Source organism: Methanolinea sp., assembly GCA_016699325.1.
Classification (GTDB): domain Archaea; phylum Halobacteriota; class Methanomicrobia; order Methanomicrobiales; family Methanospirillaceae; genus UBA9949.
In genome coordinates this window covers 1,603,071-1,623,260 of the sequence record CP064971.1, presented here as the reverse complement: position 1 = coordinate 1,623,260, position 20,190 = coordinate 1,603,071, and the positions used below count along the sequence as shown (strand labels likewise).

The following is a 20,190-nucleotide window of genomic DNA, read 5'->3' as shown; positions in this document are numbered from 1 at the left end:
AACTTATCTCCAGCATTTTACCGCGAGTACAATACACCTGTGGGATGCACTCATGCGTGCCTTATCCAGTGCCTCCGCAAGGGTTCGGGCCCGGTACAGGGTGGTTTCCTCCGGAACTGCAATCCGGTCGTATGATTCCCCGACAACAATTGCGTGCTGTGGCTTGATCTCATGAATCGCTGTTTCTACGTCTGCTTCAGGGAATCCTTCACAGACCGCCCCCTCTTCCTTGCCGATCACAAGGACGAGGGGTACATCGCCGCAGGTCATACGGGCATATGCCGCTGCTGCACAGGCACCTTCGGCATTGGTACCGGAATTTGAATTATCGACCATAAAAACATCTCCTTCCCATGATGAGGACATGCGGCCCGGAATAGCCTCGAATGACGAAAGTCGTGAAATGTCCCAGGAGAGAAGGCATCCTGCGGCAGCGGCAAGCATAAGCGGAGTCCGGTAAGCATCAAGAGAGAGGAGCCGGTTTCTGAAGCACCCGGAATCCCGCCGGTCCGGGCAGGAAACCGAATCCCCATCGACTGTTACTATATCTGTGCAGGAAAACGCGCCGGGAATGCTGATTCCCGGGGCGGTCAGAAGCGTGGCCATCCCAAGTCCGGAGCGGACCTTTTCCTGGAATGCAGAACGGGTATTCCCTGCAACCAGGTAATCATCCGGAGAGGTGAGAATCCCCAGGTCCCCTGATCCGATGAAACCGAGCGAGACTTCAGCAACCAGCCAGCCTCCGATACGCCGGGCTTCCCGTGCTGCAGAAACGATCGCCGCAGGGGTGATACTTCCCGGCCCAATCTTTTGTTTTTCGGGATACCGGATCATTCCTGCTGACGTATTCAGGATGCCGGGGCCCTCCATCAGTCCGGCAAGTGCGCTTGCCGTGGTGGTCTTGCCCCGTCTACCGGTAAGTTCCACCATTGGTGATGGCACGTTATTCCCGAGGATCCAGCGAACGGCCTGGTGATGGGATATGACGGGTATGGTGAGTTTCCTGAGCAGGGGATGCCGGGGCTGGAGGTGGACGGGAGCGATCACCAGGTCATACTCCCGTTGCAGGGCGGTCTCCGTATCAACGACACTGCCCTTTCTGTACACATCGACAGCATCCACAAAATGGCCCTGTTCGCGGAGGTATCCTGCTAGATCTCTTCCTCCGTGGATTGTGTCAAGGACAAGGAGCCTCATGAAGGGTTAGAGCGTTGAGAGAGCCCGCTCGGCATTCTTCACCATGAGATCGGCAAGGAGCGGATCACTACCGATTGGGTCAGCATAGAGAAGCGGGATTATTCTCTCTTTCAGTCCGAAACTACCCTTATTATCGCCCTCAGGAAGGCCGATAATTGCAGGAATATCCTTGAGGATATGGACCCCCTTGGCCAGGAAGAGGGGAACAACCACCAGAACATCGATGGATTCGGACCTGAATTCTTTCATTGACTCTTCTATGGAGGGACTGTTCATATTCATGAAACCGCATTTTACAATAAAATCCGGATACCTCCTGGAAATGAGGGATGCAGTTTCTTCGACAAGCTCCTTATTGAAAGGGAGTTTGCTCCCATGACCAACGAGTAAGATACCTTTCTTGCTCATATAGTACCATGTAATACGGGAAAAGGTAAAACGGTTACCAAATTATCCACTCCTGCACCTCACTCCCGGATCCGGATAATGCGACGATTTGAAGTATCGCGACATCTCGTCAAGGACGAATGGAAGGGTATTCCAACGATTTATATGCTCTCACAATGTATAATATTAGCAATTCCGTGTAATCCCGGAGAACGGATACGGGTAATTTATGGATAACGCAGAATATTTTGAGCGGTTTGGTATCGTACTGAACAACAGGGTAGTCCGGACTCCTGTTGCAATCGCCTCAATGGCCGGCTGGGTTGATGCCGAATATGTTGCGGCCCGGAAAGCCCATGTCGGGGCTGCATTCATCGGCGGTTACTCGATCGATGAACCCGCTACACGGGCATCACGGGAAATGGTCAGCCAGGGGAGAAAAGAATTTCTTACAGATGACCCTATCGCCGAGATCGCGCGCCAGGTAACGTTGATGGAGGAGACTGACGTGGTCTGCGGCATAAACCTGAGGGGGGGGAAACCGGAGTCATACCAGGCTGTCGCCAGGGAGTTCGGAACCAGGGTCATTTACGAGATCGATGCACATTGCCGCCAGGAGCCGATGGTGCAGGCAGGGTGTGGAGAATATCTCCTGCATAACCCGGAGGCGCTTGTTGAGACCGTGAAAGTGCTCAAGCAGGAGAATGTCACCGTCTCGGTAAAGATCCGGGCTGGTGTGCACCGGGATGACCGGATCCTTGCCGCTGACCTGTGGCATGCCGGTGCAGACATACTCCATGTGGATCTCATGGATTTCGGATACCAGAAAATACGCCAGATTCGGAACAGCTGTCCACTCTTCTTGATCGCAAACAATTCCATAGTTACCTTCGAGCGGATGAAAGAGATGCTCTCTCATGGAGCGGACATGGTCTCTCTCGCGCGGAAATCCGATGACCGGACTCTGGCGGGGCTCGACGCAGCAATTACCCGGTATGCCGATGAACACGGGTGGTATAATTCCCCAAAGCAGCTGTGCAGGGGCGGCGATCTTCGTGCTCTGACATTCTGCTGCATGCCAATCAAGAATTGCCCACTTATCTCCACCCTTGAACGGGCAGGTTTAACTCGCGAGGAGTACGTGGCTATTAAGATGGATGCGGTGAAAGGAACAAAACTCGAAGAAGGAAAACAAACCTGCTTCGGCAGCCTTTCATGGTGCTGCAAGGACAGCTCACCCTGCATGTTCCGTGACCTTACGCTCCGCCAGGCAGGCGTATCGAACCAGGAGTATATGCGCCTGAAACGTGAACTTGCCAGCACGCTGATGGAACGACTATTCCGGTGCGGAAATGACCCATGCTGAACAAGCCCAGCTTGCAATGATGCTGGAAGTCTGTGCATTTCCGAAACCGGGAAACGTTGACCGGTGCCATGATTACCAAGCAACGAGACTCGAACATTTCCTGGCATCAACCATCCTGGTCCGACCGGCTCTTGATCGTGCCGAGCGGGGCGAGGGTGGGATAGGATCCCTCATCCTCGATGCAGTTGAGCGCACCAACGTGCATTCCGGGGGAAATACTCATTTTGGTGCATTCATTCTCCTGATGCCTCTGGTCGCGGGGGGTGACATTCCAGGAGCGGATAGGGTTGTGAAAGAAACTACCGTGGAAGATGCGGTACTTTTCTACAAGGCGTTCGGGAAGACTAAAGTACGGGTTATTCCAGGAGATGACCTTGACGTCACCGATCCACATGCTTGCGATACCATCCGGCAGCGGGGGATGACCCTTTTTGATATCATGCTCTATTCGGCGAAGAATGATATGGTGGCGCGGGAATGGATTAATGGATTTCAGCTGACACGCAGGGGAGCGGACCTCCTGAAAGCACATGGCTGTGGCCGTTCCTCCATCGTGCAGACCTTTCTCGATCTTCTTGCAACCGAACCTGATACATTCATTATCAAGAAACATGGGAAAGATGCCGCATGGAAGGTAATGCAGAAGGCGCAGGATGTCAGGAATGGATTGCGTGACCTGGTCGCCTTTGACCAGGAATGCATCGATGCCGGTATCAACCCCGGATCCATCGCAGATATTATGATTGCCGCTCTCTATATCGCTCTGAGAGAAGGATGGACCTGGGACTGCTGAGAGATGGCATCAACGAGGTGATTGCCACAACATACCAGAATGCAGCACCGATGGGCATCATCTGTCGCCACGGTGAAGTCAGGATGGTAGTGTACCGGGGCAGCCATACAGCCAGGCGAATCGAAAAATACGGCTGGATGGTGGCCAATTTCATTTTTGATCCGGTACTTTATGTCCGGACCGCATTTGAAGATCTTCCACCAGATTTTTTTGTCGATGAAAACGCCGGGGGCATAGCCGTGCAGAGGCTGAAAGGCGCAGAGGCCTGGGCAGCTTATTCAACGTCCGTCAAGCAGAAGACGAGCGATGCCCTGATGGTGAAGCTCTCGCTTCTTCGCCAGGAGGTTATACAGCCGTTAATTCATCCGGTCAACCGCGGATTTAACAGCATCATAGAGGCGACAGTACATGCGACCAGGATCATCAGGTCACCCGATGAAGACCTTCACCGCCTGATCAGGCACCATGCCCGTCTCGTACAACGATGCGGGGGCGAACGCGAACGTGAAGCTCTGGATCTTCTTCTTGGATATCTTGGATTCCCTGAAAAATCGTAATGGATTTTCAACAGACCCTGGGAACCGGGTCTCCCACCGGAGGCTCGATGAATCGTTCACCACCGATTGATGTCTCCATAATCACGTGAGCGCCCGGCACAACCCTCCCGATGATTGCCGCATCACGTCCATAGTGATGGTTCCGGACTGCTTCAAGGATTTCCTCTGCCTCCTCTCCGGGCACCCCCATGATGACCTTTCCTTCGTTTGCCACCTGAAGTGGATCGATGCCGAGCATCGAGGCTGCATTCCGGACACTGCGGCGGATAGGAATCGCATCCTCGTTTATCCTGATCGAGACACCGCTCTTTTTGGCCATCTCGTTGATCGCGCTTGCAAATCCACCCCGTGTCGGGTCTTTCATGGCATGGATGGTACCTGCAGCGCATGCACCTTCAACGAGGCTCCAGAGTGGGGCGACATCGGATACTATCTGCTCGCCAAATTTGAGGTCGGCACGCTCCGCCATGATGGCGATCCCGTGGTCCCCAAGTGTGCCGCTGACAATTATGATGTCCCCTTCCTGCAGGCCCGAATCCCTGACTATGGTATCCGCAACCCCGATTCCCGCGGTATTGATGGCAATACCATCGAGCGCACCACGCTCCAGCACTTTCGTATCGCCGGTGACCAGGTTTGCCCCGCATTCACCAAGGGCCTGGTCCATGGACCGGACAATCCGCTCCAGGTCTTCGATGAGGAATCCCTCCTCGATAATCATCCCACAGGAAAGAGCTATCGGACGGCCCCCCATCATGGCCAGATCGTTTACTGTACCGCAGATGGAGATCCTGCCTATATCCCCCCCAGGAAAAAAAATAGGTCTGACCACGTGGGAATCGGTGGTGAATACAATATTTGTGCCATTTACCGGGATGACAGCCCCATCATCCAGTGCTTCGAGACCTATCCCCCCGGCATTCCTGTGTTCCAGCCGGGTGAGGACTTCCAGGAGCTCCCCCATGACCTCGCCCCCTGCACCATGCATCAGGTTTACTTTCATCTCAGTCGTCCACCTCGATCTCAACATGCCTGACAACGATCTCCCTGCCTTTGACCATTTCAGGGAGGGCTCCACACCGGGGGCAGATGAAGCACTCGTTCCCGGTGTATCCGCAACTGCACCGGGTCTCGGGCACAACAACATTACACTTAAGTTTTGCCCCTTTTACCAGGGGATCATCCTCGATGAGCGTTTCAAAGAGAAACCGGACCTGCTCGGGGTTGATCATAGACATCTCACCGATGTCCACGCAGACGGCACTCACCTGTTTTGCATGGTTATCAAGGGCAGCCCGCCGTGCGGTCGCATAGATGTCGTACGCAATTGCAAATTCGTGCATGTAGTTCCTGTTCCGATCGTTCGTTCATCTTTCAGATACTGCCCTTCGGCATGGTTCCTGCCTGTCCGCGGGTAACGTTTCGGTACAACAGCAATTATCAATAAATTGGGCAGGATCTGCAATAAATCATCGCTTTGGAGCCTGCAGGAGCCTGGGAATTATTGATATATCACGGGCATAGATGGTACGAGCAATGTGGCCAGGAGTATGGGAATTCATCACGCATATCGACCAGAACTTCCCGCTCCTCATCGATACCTATGGATTCTGGACCTATGCGATCCTCCTTGCCATCATCACCTGTGAGACGGGGCTCGTCGTCACCCCGTTCCTGCCCGGGGATTCCCTGCTCTTCATCGCAGGTGCAAGTGCCGCAGCAGGGTTATTGTCTCTTCCGTGGCTCTTCCTCTTTTTTTTCCTTGCGGCTGTTTCAGGCGATTGTCTCAATTACTGGATCGGACATCGCATGGGGATACGGGTATTGAAGGATAAGTTCCCAGAACTCGTTAAGGGAGAATATCTTGAGCGGACAAGCAGGTATTTTCAGCGTTTTGGTGCAAAGACTATTTTCATCGTCCGGTTCATCCCGATCATCAGGACGTTTGGACCTTTCCTTGCGGGGGTTGGGGCCATGGATTGGCGCACATTCATGGTCTTCAATATTCTTTCCGCCGCAGCATGGTCAGTGACCATCACCTCGATCGGGTTCCTTTTTGGAACCCACCCATTCATCCGGGATCACATCATCTGGTTCATCTATGGTATGGGAGTTCTGATCCTGGTTACTGTTCTTGCCATGGCCGGGGTATTGGTCAGGGGCTACGTGAGAACTCGAAAAAAGAGAATGCGGCTGGAATGAATCAGATCCATCCTGAACATCAACATGTGTGGGTGATAGACAATCCGTTATTGTCCACCTTCGTCTCAATGGCGATGGAAAGACCGATATCCCGGACGATCTTCTCTACGAATGCACGGTCTTTTTCGGTGATGATGGAGATGGAAGGACCGACCGAACTCATTCCCACGAATTCGAGGCCTGCCTCCCTGAGTCTGCTCATGTAATGATAAATCTCGAAGGAATGGTGCTCCACCTCCGCCCGCTTCGATCCTCGGAACTCTATCTCCCAGATGACCGAACCCATCTTTTTCAGATTACCCTCCTCGATCGCAGGGATGAGATCCATCAACACGAAATAGGTCTTCAGTTCACGATCTCGGTAATCAAGAACCCGGGCACGATTCATGAGGAGATCGAACTCCTTTGTCCCTGCTGATGAGATATCGCTAGGGGGGATCACGATGAACACATTCTTTCCCTCGGCGAACGGATGGTGGTAGGCGAGAGTTAGCTCATCGCCAAGTATTGCCATCCCACCATAGGTGCTTACTGCAGGGCCGACACCGGTCTCGAACCCGAATGCGACGTTGCCATCGGCGGTCTCTTCGATGTAATTATTCCCGATAATCTTTCTGAGCTGGTCTGCGGAGAGCGGTGAGCCTACAGCATAGTTAAGGGCATGGGCAAGGGAGATCAAGATGGTGCTCGTCGAACCCAATCCCACGTGCTGGTGGTGGTGGTCCTGTGCACGGATGGAGAATCCCCCTTCGTACCCTGTTACGGTCCTGAAAACCTCCACAAAATGTCGTATGAGAGCCGGACGGGAATAGTCTATCTCAATGCCTGAAGGCCGGCATTCAACTTCGACACTGCAGTAGAGCTGGATGGCAAAACCTATCCCGCCACCTCCGGGGCGGGCAGGGGCAAACCGGTTCATATCAAGCACGGTGAGGTGGATCCGGGCAGGCGAACGAACCGTGACGCGACCCTCACGCGGAGCGAGGGGATATGTCTTCTGCAAGCCGAGCGTCTTGATCTGCTCACCTGGTTTGAATGGGGAGAACTCGTACTCAACGAGGTCGAGGTCGCCTCCCCTTATCTTCATGACAGCCATAACAGGGCACTTCCGTTTCTGACCTAGGATCAACGGTCAAAATAAATGTTCTTACCGGTCGCACTGACCGGGATTCCGTAGGCGACAGAGCACTCCGGGACCAGCCCGGACAACCGGGCAGCCACCCCGGCGGAATACATGATCCTGTTGTCGAGGTTGTGCATCGACGCTGTTTTTACCGCAGAACCGATGGCAATCCCCAAATCTGTGATCTTCATGATACAGTTTGGGCCAGCAAACGGAGAACCGGTTACTTCCCTCTCCCTGCAGGCTTCTGACATGGCGCTGCAGGACGGGTACCCGCAGCCCTGGCAGTCTATTCCAAGGGTTTCCTGTCCCCTGACGCCAACGACAAGACAGGCTGCCGATGCTGCAACATTTCCGGCATCCCTTATGAAGAGACTGAGATGATACTCTTCTCCAAACGCCTTCATCCTGGCTGCGAGAGCGGGAAGCTCTTCTTTGAGGATAATTCTGGTCACGATTGAATCCTTCCCTTTTCCTTTCGGGGCTGTCCGGGCCGAGAGGGCCATGAGCGTGAGAGCGGCCATGAGACCATTATCTTCGCCGTTCATGGCGAAACATGAACCGGCAGATCGGAAAATAGTATGCCAGTCCGGAAGGCAGGGCCTGATAGAAACGGTTATCTGCATAGATGAGCACCGTTATTCGGAATGTCCCCGCCCGGATTGGCAGGAGTTTATGACCCTCTTGTGAACCGGTTCCGGGGGATAAAAGAGGTTGAACCACGATGGCTATACGAGAAGTAATCCCTGGTGTCTCCTGGATCGGTGCAATTGACTGGGATCGACGCCTTTTTGATGCACTGATCCCGCTTCCGGAAGGAACCAGTTACAATGCGTTCCTGGTCTCAGGTAGCGAGAAGAAAGCGCTGATCGACACCGTCGATCCACCAAAGGAATATGAGCTTGTCTCCAACCTGGTCAAAGCAGGAGTCGAATCAGTCGACTACATCATCGTCAATCATGCTGAACAGGACCACTCGGGGTCCCTGCCCATGGCTGCTGAGCTCTTCCCCGGGGCACAGATCGTGGTGAGTGAGAAGTGCCGCGATCTCGTGGTGAGTCTGCTGGGAATAGCTCCCGAGCGCTGCATGGTGGTGAAGGACGGCGATACGATTTCCCTTGGTGATAAAACCCTCGAATTCATCATGGCACCCTGGGTGCACTGGCCGGAAACCATGCTCACCTACCTGCGGGAGGACCGCATACTCTTCTCCTGCGATCTCTTCGGGTCTCACCTTGCAACAAGTGACCTGTTCATAAGCGACGTCCGGGATATCTATCCTTTGGCCAAGCGGTACTATGCCGAGATCATGATGCCGTTTCGATCAATCATCAGAGAACACCTGGCGCGACTCTCCTCATACGATATCCGGATTATCGCCCCCAGCCATGGGCCACTCTACCGTTCGCCCGATACTATACTGGATGCGTACCGGGAATGGACATCGGATAACGTCAGGAACGAAGTGGTCATCATCTATGTGAGTATGCATGGAAGCACGGAAAAGATGGTTACTCATCTGACCGACGCACTGCTCGATCGGGCCATAACGGTCAGGGTGTTCAACCTGGTGGCATCAGATCTTGGTGACATCGCCATGTCGCTCGTTGACGCTGCTACCGTGGTGATCGGGACTCCAACCATGCTGTTTGGCCCTCATCCGCTGGTGGCGAATGCGGCCTATATTACAAACCTCCTCCGTCCAAAGACCCGGTTCGCAGCAGTCATTGGATCTTACGGATGGGGAGGAAACACGGTGGATATTCTCAAGGGAATGCTCCTCCGGCTCACTGCAGAGATGCTGGAGCCTGTCTATGTAAAAGGAGCGCCAGACTCCGAATGTCTCCGGGACCTTGAAGCCCTTGCTGACACCATCGCAACAAAACACAAGCAGATTTCAGCATCATAGATACCAGCGATTGGTTCCCCAACCTTCCCGATGACCGGTATGGAAGAGCGCCCCCCATTTCACGAATCATGTGCGGCAAAGGCCGGTATGTACGTTATTGGTGTCGCCGGTGACAGCGGATCGGGTAAGTCAACTTTCACCGCAACACTCCGGAATCTCTTTGGCGATCGCCTGGTCTCCACGATCACCCTCGATGATTACCACTGCCTTGACCGCGAAGAGCGTCGCATACGCAACATCACACCGCTTGCTCCGGAAGCAAACAATCTGGAAGGGCTTGAGCAGGATCTGCGCCTGCTGAAAGCCGGAACGCCCGTCATGAAAAAGGTTTACAACCACAAGACCGGGAAACTGGAAGGCCCGGTTGAATTTTCACCCCCGAAGATTCTTATCCTCGAGGGCCTCCACACGCTGTTTACCCCACGCCTTCGCAGGCTCGTTGACTTTTCCCTCTACGTTGATCCTGCACCGGATGTCAAGAGAGAATGGAAGGTCAAACGAGATGTCGACAAGCGGGGGTATTCCGAGCAGGAGGTCATGGATGAGATCCGGAGAAGGCAGGCCGATTATTCCCGCTATATCGCACCTCAGCGGGAATATGCCGATGCAGTTATCCAAATCGGCTTCTCACGGTTCGGGCGCGATCTCGGCTGGACCAGGAATATATACCGGATAACGCTCCTCCAGGCCCCAGCTGCGGAACCGGGTGACGACCCCTGTCTTTCCATAAATCTCCCCCTGCTCCCCACGGTCGGCACCCGGGCTTTTTCTCTGGAATACAAGGATAAGATCCGGGGCGGGACGGTGACTGCTGCATTCACCATCGATGGTGAATTCGATCAACAGTTCCTCATCCCGTTCTTCCGGTCCCTCGAGAGTGAGACCGGGGTCGATCCGGCCACGGTATACGATGGCCGAAGATTCCTCACTCCATCAGAGGTCACCCAGCTCATCTTTTGCTGGAGAGTAATTCGTGACATCCTTTCTCCCGCTTGATTATCTGTATCCCTGACTGCGGAAAGGTAATCATTAAAAAAGATTACTTTGTTATAATGGGCAGGATCTCATACTTTTCCACCGTGCTTGCCGAGCTGGGAGGGATGCTGGCCTTCATCAGTCCGCTTACGGGGGTTCCCCTGGTCATCGCTCTTGTATTCAGGGAATTCTCACTGATCCTTCCCACAGCCCTGGTACCAATTATACTCTTCATCCTGGGTACGCTCCTTGCCCGAATCCCCCGGAAAAAGGAAGAAATCAGACTCTCGTCAGCCATGTGTTCGGTCGCGCTGGTGTGGCTTGCCTTCGCGCTGGTAAGCACCATCCCGTTTATCCTGGTCCTTAAACTATCGTTTACCGATGCACTTTTTGAGTGCATGGCAGGCTGGACCGGGACAGGGTTTTCCCTGTTTCCCTCGATTTCCGGTATTCCCGAGACCCTACTCTTCTGGAGAACTTACATGCAGTGGGTTGGGGGAATTGGGGTGATCGCCCTCTCAATCACCATGGCTGCAAGAAGCGGCCTGGTACAATCATCGCTTTTCCGGGCGGACAGCAGGAGTGAACGGATCCTGCCATCGGTTATCAATACCGGAAAAGACATCTGGGCCGTGTATATCTTCCTCACGCTTGTTGGAATCGGGATAATCCTGATATCGGGAATTCCTCTCTATGATGCCATAACCCTCTCGCTTTCAACCATATCAACCGGGGGATTCATTCCTATCGAGGGGGGAATACAAACTTACGGAAATCCGCTCCTCGAATACCTGCTGATCCCGGTTATGCTTCTTGGCTCTACTCCATTCACCCTTTACTACATTTCCTACCGCAAGCAGAAGCTCTCTTTTTCCGGTAACGAGCAAGTCAAACTCCTATTTGTCTTCCTCGCCACTGGTGCGGCAATCGTTACCGCGGATCTCACCTTCATGCTCGGTGTTTCCTTTGGCGATGCCGTTCGCCAGGGTCTCTTCATGTCCGCAGCGGCAATAAGCACCACGGGATACCAGAATGCGAACCTGAGCCTCTTCCCTGGTGTTACGATCGTCCTTCTTACCGTAATGGTTTTCATAGGGGGTTCATCGGAAAGCACGGCAGGCGGAGTGAAGCTTTCCCGGATAGCGATAGGATTTCGGGGAATGGCATGGTGGTTCAAGCGTATTTTTGTCAGGGCCAAGGTCCTTGTCCCGTTCACCTACGGTGGAGAGAAAATTTCGGAACGGATTGCCGAACCTGAGATCTCAAAGAGTATGCTGGTGATCATCCTCTCGGTACTAACCGTCTTTATCGCAACGATGGTCATCCTCCAGTTTCACATGCTTTCGCTGGAAGTCTCGAATCTGGTGTTTGATGTGGTCTCCGGGCTTTCCTGCTGTGGTATCTCCGCCGGTTACATCTCACCCGAAATACCGGTTGTATCGAAATGGGTTTTTATCCTGGTGATGTGGATCGGCAGGCTTGAGGTCATCCCGGTAATCGTGCTCTTCATGGGAATATTCAAGGGCTCCTGATGCACCGGGGGTGCCCGGACTTGTGGCAAAACCTGTCCAGGGAAAACTTGTTTGCCAGATTTAGAAGTTGTACCGGTTCTTTTTTTTTCATTGGTTTCCGGCAATACCAACTAAATTTGGGTAAACATCAGAATAGCATATATTATTTCCCGTCAAATATCTGGTAATGAAACAGATAGCCCTGTATGGGAAGGGGGGTATCGGGAAATCCACCACTTCGGCAAATATTTCTGCCGCACTTTCCGACATGGGCCTTGATATCCTCCAGATCGGCTGTGATCCAAAGCGGGATAGCACGAGGATGCTCATGAGGGGGCGCCTGATTCCCACGGTCATGGACCAGGTCAGGGAACGCGGGGATCGCTCCATTTCCCTGGAAGATGTGGTCTTTACCGGTTACGGCAATGTACGGTGTGTTGAGGCAGGAGGGCCTGAACCGGGTGTTGGGTGCGCCGGACGGGGAATCATCGCGACCTTCCAGATCCTTGAGCGGCTTGGCGCTCTCCACGGGGATGTTATTGTCTATGATGTTCTCGGCGATGTCGTATGCGGTGGGTTCGCCATGCCCATGCGGGAGGGTTATGCCCAGGAAATCTACCTGGTGACCTCCGGCGAGCTCATGTCTCTATATGCTGCAAACAATATATGCAAGGCGATCAAGAGGCTTTCCAGCCGCTCACGGGGAATCTGCCGGCTCGGAGGAGTTATCGGGAACGGTAAAAATCTTGAGGCCGAAGAAGATCTCGTCTCCCTTTTTGCCGAACGGATTGGGAGCTCCCTGATCCAGTTTGTTCCTCGAAGCCCGGTCGTACAGCGTGCGGAGCTCAACAAGAAAACGGTCATCGAATACGATCCCGGATCCTCCCAGGCAGCGGTATACCGTCAACTTGCCGCAAATATCATGAAAAATACCCGCCTTGATATTCCCGAACCGATGGAAATGGAGGATCTGGAATCCCTTGCATATGAATTCATTACGAACTGAAGGATGCACACTCACCGGGGCACTCTCGGTCACCATGGCCGTGACGGATGGCATTACTGTCATACACGGGCCGGACGGCTGTGTGCACCACACCACGTCACTTATCCACGCCCTCCAGATCGATCACGACCTCTCGTTTTTCCCGATAATCCTCTCGAGCTCCCTCACCGAGTCCGAGGTTATTTTCGGCGGTGAAGAAGCCCTTGAAGGGATCATCAAGAGCGCCGCCGCCCGCAACCCTGGAATCATCTGTGTCCTCTCTTCCTGCGTCTCGGCCGCCATCGGGGATGATGTCCGGGCCGTTTGTGCCAGCTCGGCAGTCCCTGACATCATTGTCGTTCCCACCGGAGGCTTTCTCGGAGGTGGATTTACAGATGGTGTCGAACAGGCCCTGCTTGCCCTTTCCACACTCAGCAGCGATGACCGGGCTCCGGACGGAACAGTCACCCTGATCGGAGAGAAGAACCTGGAATACGAGGCCGATGCACACCATCGCGAGATTTCCCGCCTCCTCGCGCTTCTCGGTGCACGGGTCAGGCTCCGGTTTGTCCGGGATGTCTCTTCAGAAGATCTCAGGTCCCTGGGATCGGGGTCACTTAATATACTTCGCGATACGTCGCTCGAATCCATCGGAGAGAGATTCCGCCACCGGTTCGGTACCCCCTGCATCCATTCTTTTCCGGTAGGGTTCGATGGGACGCTCCGGTTCCTGGAACAGGTTGGAAAAGAACTTGGCATCGACCCGCGTCCAGCGCTAAAGGAGGAGAAAAAAAACCAGGATCGACTGATCGATTCCTTCCGCATACTGAAAGGAGCCAGTGTCTCATTCCAGCCATTACCGCCTTCTGCTCAACCGCTTGCCGAAGAAGTGGTTGATCGGTTAGATCTCCGCACCGGCTCCCACGGGTTCCCAGTCGTAATTCCGGATCCGCTGCCTGTCGGGACTGCGGGCCTCGCACGGCTGCTCCACAGGTGGAGGAGGATGCGCATTGCATAAGTGCTTCAACTCGCTCTGGCCCTGCGCGATGACCGGCGCGGTCTCCTGCATGGCAGGAATCGAGGGCATGGGGATTATCATTCATGGGTCAAGTGGATGCTATTATTACCCGGCAACTGTTCTTCACCGCGATCTCCACTGCACATTCCTCATCGAACAGGACATCATCTTTGGTGCAGTGGAACGCCTTAAAACCCTGGTCAGGGATCTCCAGGACCGGTACACCCGCCTGGCGGTCGTTAACACCTGCACACCTGCAATAATTGGCGAAGACATCACAGAATTGCCCGGATGCGAAGATGTCCTGGTCATCGACAGCCCTGGTTTTCTTGGAACCTATGAGAACGGTTACCGCCTTGCCTGTGAAGCGCTTCCGGTAACTATCGATCCTGGGTTCAATGGAGTCAACCTGGACGGCATCAGCCTGCTTGATCCCTTCGCGCGAGGAAACGTCATCGAGGCTAAGAGGATCCTTGCCCTTGCCGGAATCCCTGTCGCATCTGTCTTTGCCTCCTGCAGGCTTGAGGAACTTGGACATGCCGCCGCCCGCACCATCTCAACGAACCCCGATCTCATCGGTCCCTGGGGGGATTGTGCCGGCAACCTTCTTGGCATCGACCGCACCCTTGAGACCGTGTCTGCTATCTCCGAGCTTTTCTGCGGGGATTACCCGGAGGCGCTCCAGCGTGAAGCAATTACTGCAGAAAACCGGATAACCCAGGCGGCCAACCGGTTCCTGAGGCGCTTCGATCCGCCTTCCGCCGCAGTTTTCGGTGAATTTTCCTACGCGGAATATGCATGCCGAGTTCTCGAGCGATACCTGGATGCGACCGTTACCGTTCTTGGCTCGCGCAACCGGCCCCGGAGTACCTCATTCAAAACATCCGAGGCGTCATCCCTTGATTCTGTGAAGGATCTCCTCACCCGTGATCCTCCGGATCTCGTAATTGGGTCCTCATTCGAGCAGAGGTTTTGCCCCGGTACTCCTTTCGTACCCTTCACCTATCCCCTGCGGGGTACAATACGGCTCCTGGACCGCCCATTGATCGGCCTTCAGGGAGAGCTTGGGCTGGTGGAGGCTATCCTGAATGCTTGCATGGACCATGCAGTCCGGGACAGGACCCTGCTGGTGCCCCGATAGCCAGGAATCGCCAGGGAGAAGGAAACGGGAGAGGAATTCACTTTCGCCCCGCGCGAATTGAACCCTTTTATACCCTCCACTCTGACATTGGTTCAGGAGAAGAGAGATCCATGAAGTATGCAGGGTATGCCCAGTTAAACCGGCGGCCGGTCCTGGGCGAGGATGGCGCTCCGCTGGATATCCTCGAGCTTCATATCTGCAGAACCAGGCTCTGTATCAGGCTCTTTGACCTTAATTCGGCCGTACACTCAGGCTTCGCTGTAAACGTTGAGAAGTTGAAGTGGAACTGGATGGCATACACCGGCGGTGTTGTCGGGAGTGCGCGGGTTTCAAAATCGGGAAAAGCCCTTAATATCGAACTCTTCAATGGAGAACGTTTCACACTCGCACTGGAAGCCCTCCAGGCCGTTATCAGCTGCCGGGAGCACTCTGCGACAGTTGCCTCACTCCCGCCCAGGGTAAATCCTGCCAGGATAAAAGACCGGTGTATTTCCGATTTCATTGCCCGGGCAGCCGGTGAAGGCGAAAGGAGAATTTCTCCTCGCGATCCCCCTGCTCAGCTCAGCCTTATCGCTTGTGAGACGTAATCTCCCACTTCAGATGTCGACGCGGTACCTCCCATGTCACGTGTTACGATCCCGTCTGAAATCGCCGTTTCGAGTGCACTGATGACCCCGGCGGCAGCTTCGTGTTCCCCAAGGTGGGCGAGGAGAAGGGATCCAGCCCAGATCGTAGCCATCGGATTTGCGATTCCAAGTCCTCTGTACTTTGGGGCGGATCCGTGAATCGGCTCAAACATCGATGTACCTTGCGGATTGATATTTCCTCCCGGGGCAAGACCAAGCCCTCCCTGGATCATGGCTCCCAGGTCTGTGATGATATCACCGAACATGTTTGGGGTCACCACCACATCGAACCACTCAGGATTCTTGACAAACCACATGGTGACAGCATCGACGAAGGTGAATTCTGTGGTAATGTCGGGATATCCTTTTGCCTGCTCAGAGAAAACTTCCCTCCAGAGTCCGTAGATATCCGAGAGAACATTTGCCTTGTCGACCGAAGTGAGTTTCTTCCTGCGCTTCCGGGCCATTTCGAATGCATACCGTATAGCCCTTGAAGCCCCTTCCCGGCTGATGACGCCGATCTGGTAAGCGAGTTCATCGGCATCGGACTCAATATCCAGGTTGAACTCTGCGTGGTAGAGTTCACGCTCGATGGAGAGAGATGCTTTCTGTGCTCCCCTGAACCGTGAACCGATACCAACGTAAAAATCCTCGGTGTTCTCGCGGACGACGACAAAGTCTATATCCTCCGGACCTTTCCCTGCCAGTGGGGTTGTCGTCCCCGCAAGCATCCTGATCGGCCGCAGGTTGATGAACTGGTCGAAGTGGAAACGGATGCGGAGAAGGATACCTTTTTCGAGGATGCCCGGGGCAACTCTTTCATCACCGATAGCTCCGAAATAGATGGCCCTGAACCTCCCCAGCTCGCGGAGCTCCTCATCGGTGACCAGTTCTCCGGTCTTCAGGTACCGATCTGCCCCAATCCCGAAATCATGCCATTCAATATCAAAGGTATAGCGTTCTCCTGCAGCATCAAGGACCTTTTTCCCTTCATCGATAATCTCAGGCCCGATTCCATCGCCACCTATACTTGCGACCCGGTACATGTCTTCACCTCCTTGAGTCCCTGGGCATAGGCCACCAGACCTCCGGCATTGATGATATCCTGCATGAATCCGGGAACCGGCTCGATCGGGTAATGCTTTCCTTCAACCTCGACATATCCTTTTTCGATATAAAAGGTGATATAAGCACCATCAGGGATCTCATCCGCCCTGTCGCATACGAGCGGGAGAATGCCAACATTTACGGCATTCCGGTAAAAAATCCGCGCAAACGTCCTGGAGATAATGACCCGGATCCCGGCCCCGGTGAGCGCGAGCGGTGCATGTTCGCGCGATGATCCGCATCCGAAGTTCCTGCCTGCCACGATGACATCACCGTTGCGAACCTTTTGGGCAAATTCGTCCCTGGTTCCTTCAAATACGTGCCGGGCGAGGACTGAGGGATCGTTGTGGACAAGGTAGCGTCCGGGAATGATGGCGTCCGTATCGATGTTGTCGGCGAATTTCCATACACGCATATTCATACCTCCCTCGGATCAGTGATCTCCCCGTAAATCGCACTGGCTGCCGCTGTTGCCGGGGAACAGAGATATACCCTCGCTTCTGTGCTCCCCTGCCTTCCTCTGAAATTCCGGTTGGACGTGGAGAGCGAGACTTCCCCTGGTCCGAGCAAGCCGAATGCTCCTCCCATACACGGGCCGCAGCAGGGAGCTTCAACAAGGGCACCGGCGATGACAAACTTCTCTATCAGTCCTGCCCGGAGTGCTTTGAGATATTCGTCGCGCGATGCCGGGATGATGATGACCCGAACCGCATCCGAAAACCGGTTGTTGGAGAGAACCTCCGCTGCTTCTGCCAGATCTTCAAACCTCCCATTGGTGCATGACCCGATAAAGACCTGGTCGATGCGGGTACCTGCCACCTCGTTGACCGGTACCGCAAGGTCCACGTTGTGCGGCACTGCAACCTGAGGTCCGAGGTCGGCCACATCGTACGTCCGATGTTCACGGTATATGGCATCCGGATCCGGGGATATGTCAACAGGTTTGATCGGTCTGCGCCCCTCGAAATATTCATAAGTGGTATTATCCGGGGGAACGATCCCTGCCTTTGCCCCCATCTCGATTGCCATATTGCAGCAGGTCATCCTCCCATCCATCTCCATGTTCGTAATGGTCTCCCCCCCGAATTCAAGTGCCTGGTAGGTAGCACCATCCGCTCCGATATCTCGGGCAATGGAGAGGATAAGATCTTTTGGGCCGACCCTCCGGGCAAACCGGCCGGTGACTTCAACCCTGATGCTTTCTGGAACCCTGAAGTAGAGGGCTCCAAACTTGAGCACAAAACCCATATCAGTTGAACCGATTCCGGTTGCAAATGCACCGGCAGCACCATACATGCAGGTGTGCGAATCTGCACCGACAATAATTTCTCCAGGTGCCGCAAGGCCCTTTTCCATGACTACCTGGTGACAGATACCTTCCCGGATATCATAGTTGTGGATGCCCTGTTCAGCCGCAAAAGTCCGCATGAAGGCCTGATTCTCAGCAGCAATAATGGAATCAGCAGGAACCTGGTGGTCAAAGAGCATGATGATCTTCCGCGGATCAAAGACCCTGGTGCCCCCCATCTGGTAAAAAGTCCTGATGGCAAGGGGTCCGGTGATGTCATGGATCATCGCTCCATCGATCGGGGCCATGACGACTTGTCCTGCACTGGTCACCCGGCCGCATCTGGACGAGAATATCTTCTCTACAACGGTTGCTCCCATGCAATGCTCACTTATCATGTGAGACATGAGGATAAGGCAGTTGTGGCAGCTCTCCGGGCTGCACTGGTTTCGGATGATTGGGTCGGTGATGCTCCTGGAAATTCTTGCAACCAGGGTTAATTATTTGGTTCCGGCACAAGATCGGCTGAGATCTCAATCAACAAAAAAGGATCTTGGTTACCCAACTAACAAGTATCTCGGTCATTAGAAAGTGAACCCGTAGATCCGCCGCGGCAACGCCTCGTCATGGGCGGCGGCGCCTGTCGTAACCGGGGTGTGAGGCGAAGTCTCCGCTCTGTACTGCCCTGCTAACTCAAGATGGAACCTGGGGAATACGCGTATCAATCGAGGATTTAATCACAATCGATGAAAGGCCATGGAGCCCCATGCATTCATTACCAAATCACCGATACAACCAGGGACAGGTGTAGCGAACGAGAATAAGTCTTAGTATGACTTCGAACCCCTGGGTTGTCCATCGCATCCATTCATGCTTCACCCTTTGTAACTGTTAAGGGTCAACCGCAAGATCCTTGTACAATTCCGTTTTAACAGGAAATCGACAGAACAACCATATCAACGAAATAACCCCTGCATCCTATATTCAATCGCTTCTCGCCATCATCGAAGAATAAAATCGCCTCATATCAGAGTGGCGAGCAGAAAACGCCCAACCGAAAGCCCGCATCGCAGAGCTCGAAGCACGGCTGAACCAGCACAAACGGAACAGCAACCGGCCATGCAGACGCCTGTCGAGCCGGGACGGGTTACCGGAGCAGCCCAGGCTCCATAGCCTGCCTGATACCTTTTCACAAGCCGGGACCTTTTTCCCGGCAACCAGTCCAATACCTTTTAAGGAACTCTCGCACTAGTATATACTCGATTTCATCAATGGATCGGACTACCGGTTTCAAGGAGAGGAGATATATCGAAGAACTCCGGATCCTGACCAAAGCAACCGCTCTCGATTGTATTATTGATGAGAGATTCGAGAGAATCATCTATATCATCAGGCCGGGAGACATGGGTCTTGCTATCGGCAAGAAGGGAGAAAATATCAGGAGGATGCAGAACGTTCTCGGGAAACGAATAGAGATGGTGGAATATGCGGAAAACCGTGACGATTTCATCGCCAATATATTCCGCCCCATCAGCATTTCGCGGATTGAAAAAGACCCAAAGAGCGGGCTGCTCACCATCACCCTCATGAAGAGAAGCGATCTTGGAACAGCTATCGGAAAAAAAGGAGCAAACATAGAGAAGGCGAGGATCCTCGTGAGGAGGTTCTGGGGTGAAGAACTGGGTGAACTCAAGGTCGAGGAGGGTGACCTATGAATGGTGTATCTGTACTCGATGAGCTTTGGGCCGCGATCACCAACCGGTTTGAGCATCCATCACCGGAATCCTACATTTCCCGGCTTGTTTCAGGCGAGAAGGGAGCTGACCGGACCCTGGAAAAGGTTGGAGAAGAAGCAACCGAGTTTATCATAGCGGTTAAAAACGGCGACCATGTACAGACCGTCTCTGAAGCTGCCGATCTCCAGTTCCATTTCCTTGTGGCCCTCAAAGCTGCAGGAATTGAGTTTTCAGAAATTCTCGGAGAGCTTGCTAAACGCCGGCGATAG

The 20,190-nt window shown here is 53.8% G+C and carries 22 protein-coding genes and 1 pseudogene; 13 read left to right on the top strand and 10 right to left on the bottom strand.

Features of this window, described 5'->3' with window-relative positions:
• Positions 1–3: 3 nt before the first annotated feature.
• The gene (gene cfbE, locus IPI71_08530) at positions 4–1,197 is read right to left on the bottom strand and encodes a coenzyme F430 synthase (GenBank protein QQR70692.1); all 1,194 of its coding nucleotides are present in this window, start codon (positions 1,195–1,197) and stop codon (positions 4–6) included.
• Between the two features lie 6 nt (positions 1,198–1,203).
• Entirely contained in the window at positions 1,204–1,605 is a 402-nt protein-coding gene (gene cfbA, locus IPI71_08525) for a sirohydrochlorin nickelochelatase (GenBank protein QQR70691.1), read from the bottom strand.
• Between the two features lie 208 nt (positions 1,606–1,813).
• Between cfbA and IPI71_08520 the strand changes: the two genes are divergently transcribed.
• From IPI71_08520 to IPI71_08510, 3 genes are read left to right on the top strand one after another with little or no spacing between them, the layout of a single operon-like run.
• Positions 1,814–2,950, top strand: a complete 1,137-nt coding sequence (locus tag IPI71_08520) for a methanogenesis marker 9 domain-containing protein (protein ID QQR70690.1) — start codon at positions 1,814–1,816, stop codon at positions 2,948–2,950.
• A complete protein-coding gene (locus tag IPI71_08515; protein QQR70689.1) occupies positions 2,937–3,743 on the top strand; it encodes a triphosphoribosyl-dephospho-CoA synthase in 807 nt (268 codons plus the stop codon). Before IPI71_08520 ends, IPI71_08515 begins: the two co-directional genes overlap by 14 nt.
• Positions 3,731–4,300 carry a DUF447 family protein gene (locus tag IPI71_08510; protein QQR71999.1) on the top strand — a complete coding sequence of 190 codons (570 nt, stop codon included), beginning with the start codon at positions 3,731–3,733 and terminating at the stop codon, positions 4,298–4,300. Before IPI71_08515 ends, IPI71_08510 begins: the two co-directional genes overlap by 13 nt.
• 7 nt (positions 4,301–4,307) lie before the next feature.
• On the opposite strand, the gene hypE is transcribed toward IPI71_08510, so the two are convergent.
• Together hypE and IPI71_08500 are read right to left on the bottom strand one after the other, a co-directional pair.
• Entirely contained in the window at positions 4,308–5,303 is a 996-nt protein-coding gene (gene hypE, locus IPI71_08505) for a hydrogenase expression/formation protein HypE (GenBank protein QQR70688.1), read from the bottom strand.
• 1 nt (position 5,304) lies between these two features.
• Positions 5,305–5,643 (bottom strand): hydrogenase maturation nickel metallochaperone HypA, encoded by a 339-nt coding sequence (locus IPI71_08500; GenBank protein ID QQR70687.1) that lies wholly within the window; start codon positions 5,641–5,643, stop codon positions 5,305–5,307.
• Between the two features lie 181 nt (positions 5,644–5,824).
• On the opposite strand from IPI71_08500, the gene IPI71_08495 reads away from it, so the two are divergent.
• Positions 5,825–6,502: a VTT domain-containing protein gene (locus IPI71_08495; GenBank protein ID QQR70686.1), complete on the top strand. Its 678-nt coding sequence runs from the start codon at positions 5,825–5,827 to the stop codon at positions 6,500–6,502.
• Positions 6,503–6,521: 19 nt separating this feature from the next.
• On the opposite strand, the gene IPI71_08490 is transcribed toward IPI71_08495, so the two are convergent.
• Positions 6,522–7,598, bottom strand: a complete 1,077-nt coding sequence (locus IPI71_08490) for a GHMP kinase (protein QQR70685.1) — start codon at positions 7,596–7,598, stop codon at positions 6,522–6,524.
• Between the two features lie 29 nt (positions 7,599–7,627).
• The gene (locus IPI71_08485) at positions 7,628–8,173 is read right to left on the bottom strand and encodes a hypothetical protein (GenBank protein QQR70684.1); all 546 of its coding nucleotides are present in this window, start codon (positions 8,171–8,173) and stop codon (positions 7,628–7,630) included.
• Positions 8,174–8,349: 176 nt separating this feature from the next.
• On the opposite strand from IPI71_08485, the gene IPI71_08480 reads away from it, so the two are divergent.
• The 7 genes from IPI71_08480 (at position 8,350) to IPI71_08450 (ending at position 15,751) form a co-directional block, all read left to right on the top strand.
• Positions 8,350–9,534: an FprA family A-type flavoprotein gene (locus IPI71_08480; protein ID QQR70683.1), complete on the top strand. Its 1,185-nt coding sequence runs from the start codon at positions 8,350–8,352 to the stop codon at positions 9,532–9,534.
• A 39-nt stretch (positions 9,535–9,573) separates the two neighbouring features.
• On the top strand, positions 9,574–10,530 hold the full coding sequence (locus tag IPI71_08475; GenBank protein QQR71998.1) for a phosphoribulokinase: 957 nt from the start codon (positions 9,574–9,576) through the stop codon (positions 10,528–10,530).
• Between the two features lie 56 nt (positions 10,531–10,586).
• Entirely contained in the window at positions 10,587–12,041 is a 1,455-nt protein-coding gene (locus IPI71_08470) for a TrkH family potassium uptake protein (GenBank protein QQR70682.1), read from the top strand.
• Between the two features lie 166 nt (positions 12,042–12,207).
• Positions 12,208–13,026 (top strand): Ni-sirohydrochlorin a,c-diamide reductive cyclase ATP-dependent reductase subunit, encoded by an 819-nt coding sequence (gene cfbC, locus IPI71_08465; GenBank protein QQR70681.1) that lies wholly within the window; start codon positions 12,208–12,210, stop codon positions 13,024–13,026.
• Complete coding sequence (locus IPI71_08460) at positions 13,007–14,023, top strand: oxidoreductase (protein QQR70680.1); 1,017 nt, start codon at positions 13,007–13,009, stop codon at positions 14,021–14,023. The genes cfbC and IPI71_08460 overlap by 20 nt, the downstream gene beginning before the upstream one ends.
• Positions 14,016–15,164, top strand: coding sequence for an oxidoreductase (locus tag IPI71_08455; protein QQR70679.1), 1,149 nt, complete (start codon positions 14,016–14,018; stop codon positions 15,162–15,164). The genes IPI71_08460 and IPI71_08455 overlap by 8 nt, the downstream gene beginning before the upstream one ends.
• 110 nt (positions 15,165–15,274) lie before the next feature.
• The gene (locus IPI71_08450) at positions 15,275–15,751 is read left to right on the top strand and encodes a hypothetical protein (protein ID QQR70678.1); all 477 of its coding nucleotides are present in this window, start codon (positions 15,275–15,277) and stop codon (positions 15,749–15,751) included.
• On the opposite strand, the gene IPI71_08445 is transcribed toward IPI71_08450, so the two are convergent.
• The 4 genes and pseudogenes from IPI71_08445 to IPI71_08430 all read right to left on the bottom strand — a co-directional run bounded on the left by IPI71_08445 (position 15,721) and on the right by IPI71_08430 (position 19,070).
• Positions 15,721–16,836, bottom strand: a complete 1,116-nt coding sequence (locus IPI71_08445) for a 3-isopropylmalate dehydrogenase (protein ID QQR70677.1) — start codon at positions 16,834–16,836, stop codon at positions 15,721–15,723. The genes IPI71_08450 and IPI71_08445 overlap by 31 nt on opposite strands.
• A complete protein-coding gene (locus IPI71_08440; GenBank protein QQR70676.1) occupies positions 16,815–17,312 on the bottom strand; it encodes a 3-isopropylmalate dehydratase small subunit in 498 nt (165 codons plus the stop codon). The genes IPI71_08445 and IPI71_08440 overlap by 22 nt, the downstream gene beginning before the upstream one ends.
• 2 nt (positions 17,313–17,314) lie before the next feature.
• Complete coding sequence (locus tag IPI71_08435) at positions 17,315–18,565, bottom strand: 3-isopropylmalate dehydratase large subunit (GenBank protein QQR70675.1); 1,251 nt, start codon at positions 18,563–18,565, stop codon at positions 17,315–17,317.
• A gap of 313 nt (positions 18,566–18,878) precedes the next feature.
• Positions 18,879–19,070: pseudogene (locus IPI71_08430) on the bottom strand (ISH6 family transposase).
• 386 nt (positions 19,071–19,456) lie between these two features.
• Here IPI71_08430 and IPI71_08425 point away from each other — a divergent pair.
• The gene (locus IPI71_08425; protein ID QQR70674.1) at positions 19,457–19,900 is read left to right on the top strand and encodes a NusA-like transcription termination signal-binding factor; all 444 of its coding nucleotides are present in this window, start codon (positions 19,457–19,459) and stop codon (positions 19,898–19,900) included.
• Positions 19,897–20,190, top strand: coding sequence for a phosphoribosyl-ATP diphosphatase (gene hisE / locus IPI71_08420; GenBank protein ID QQR70673.1), 294 nt, complete (start codon positions 19,897–19,899; stop codon positions 20,188–20,190). Before IPI71_08425 ends, hisE begins: the two co-directional genes overlap by 4 nt.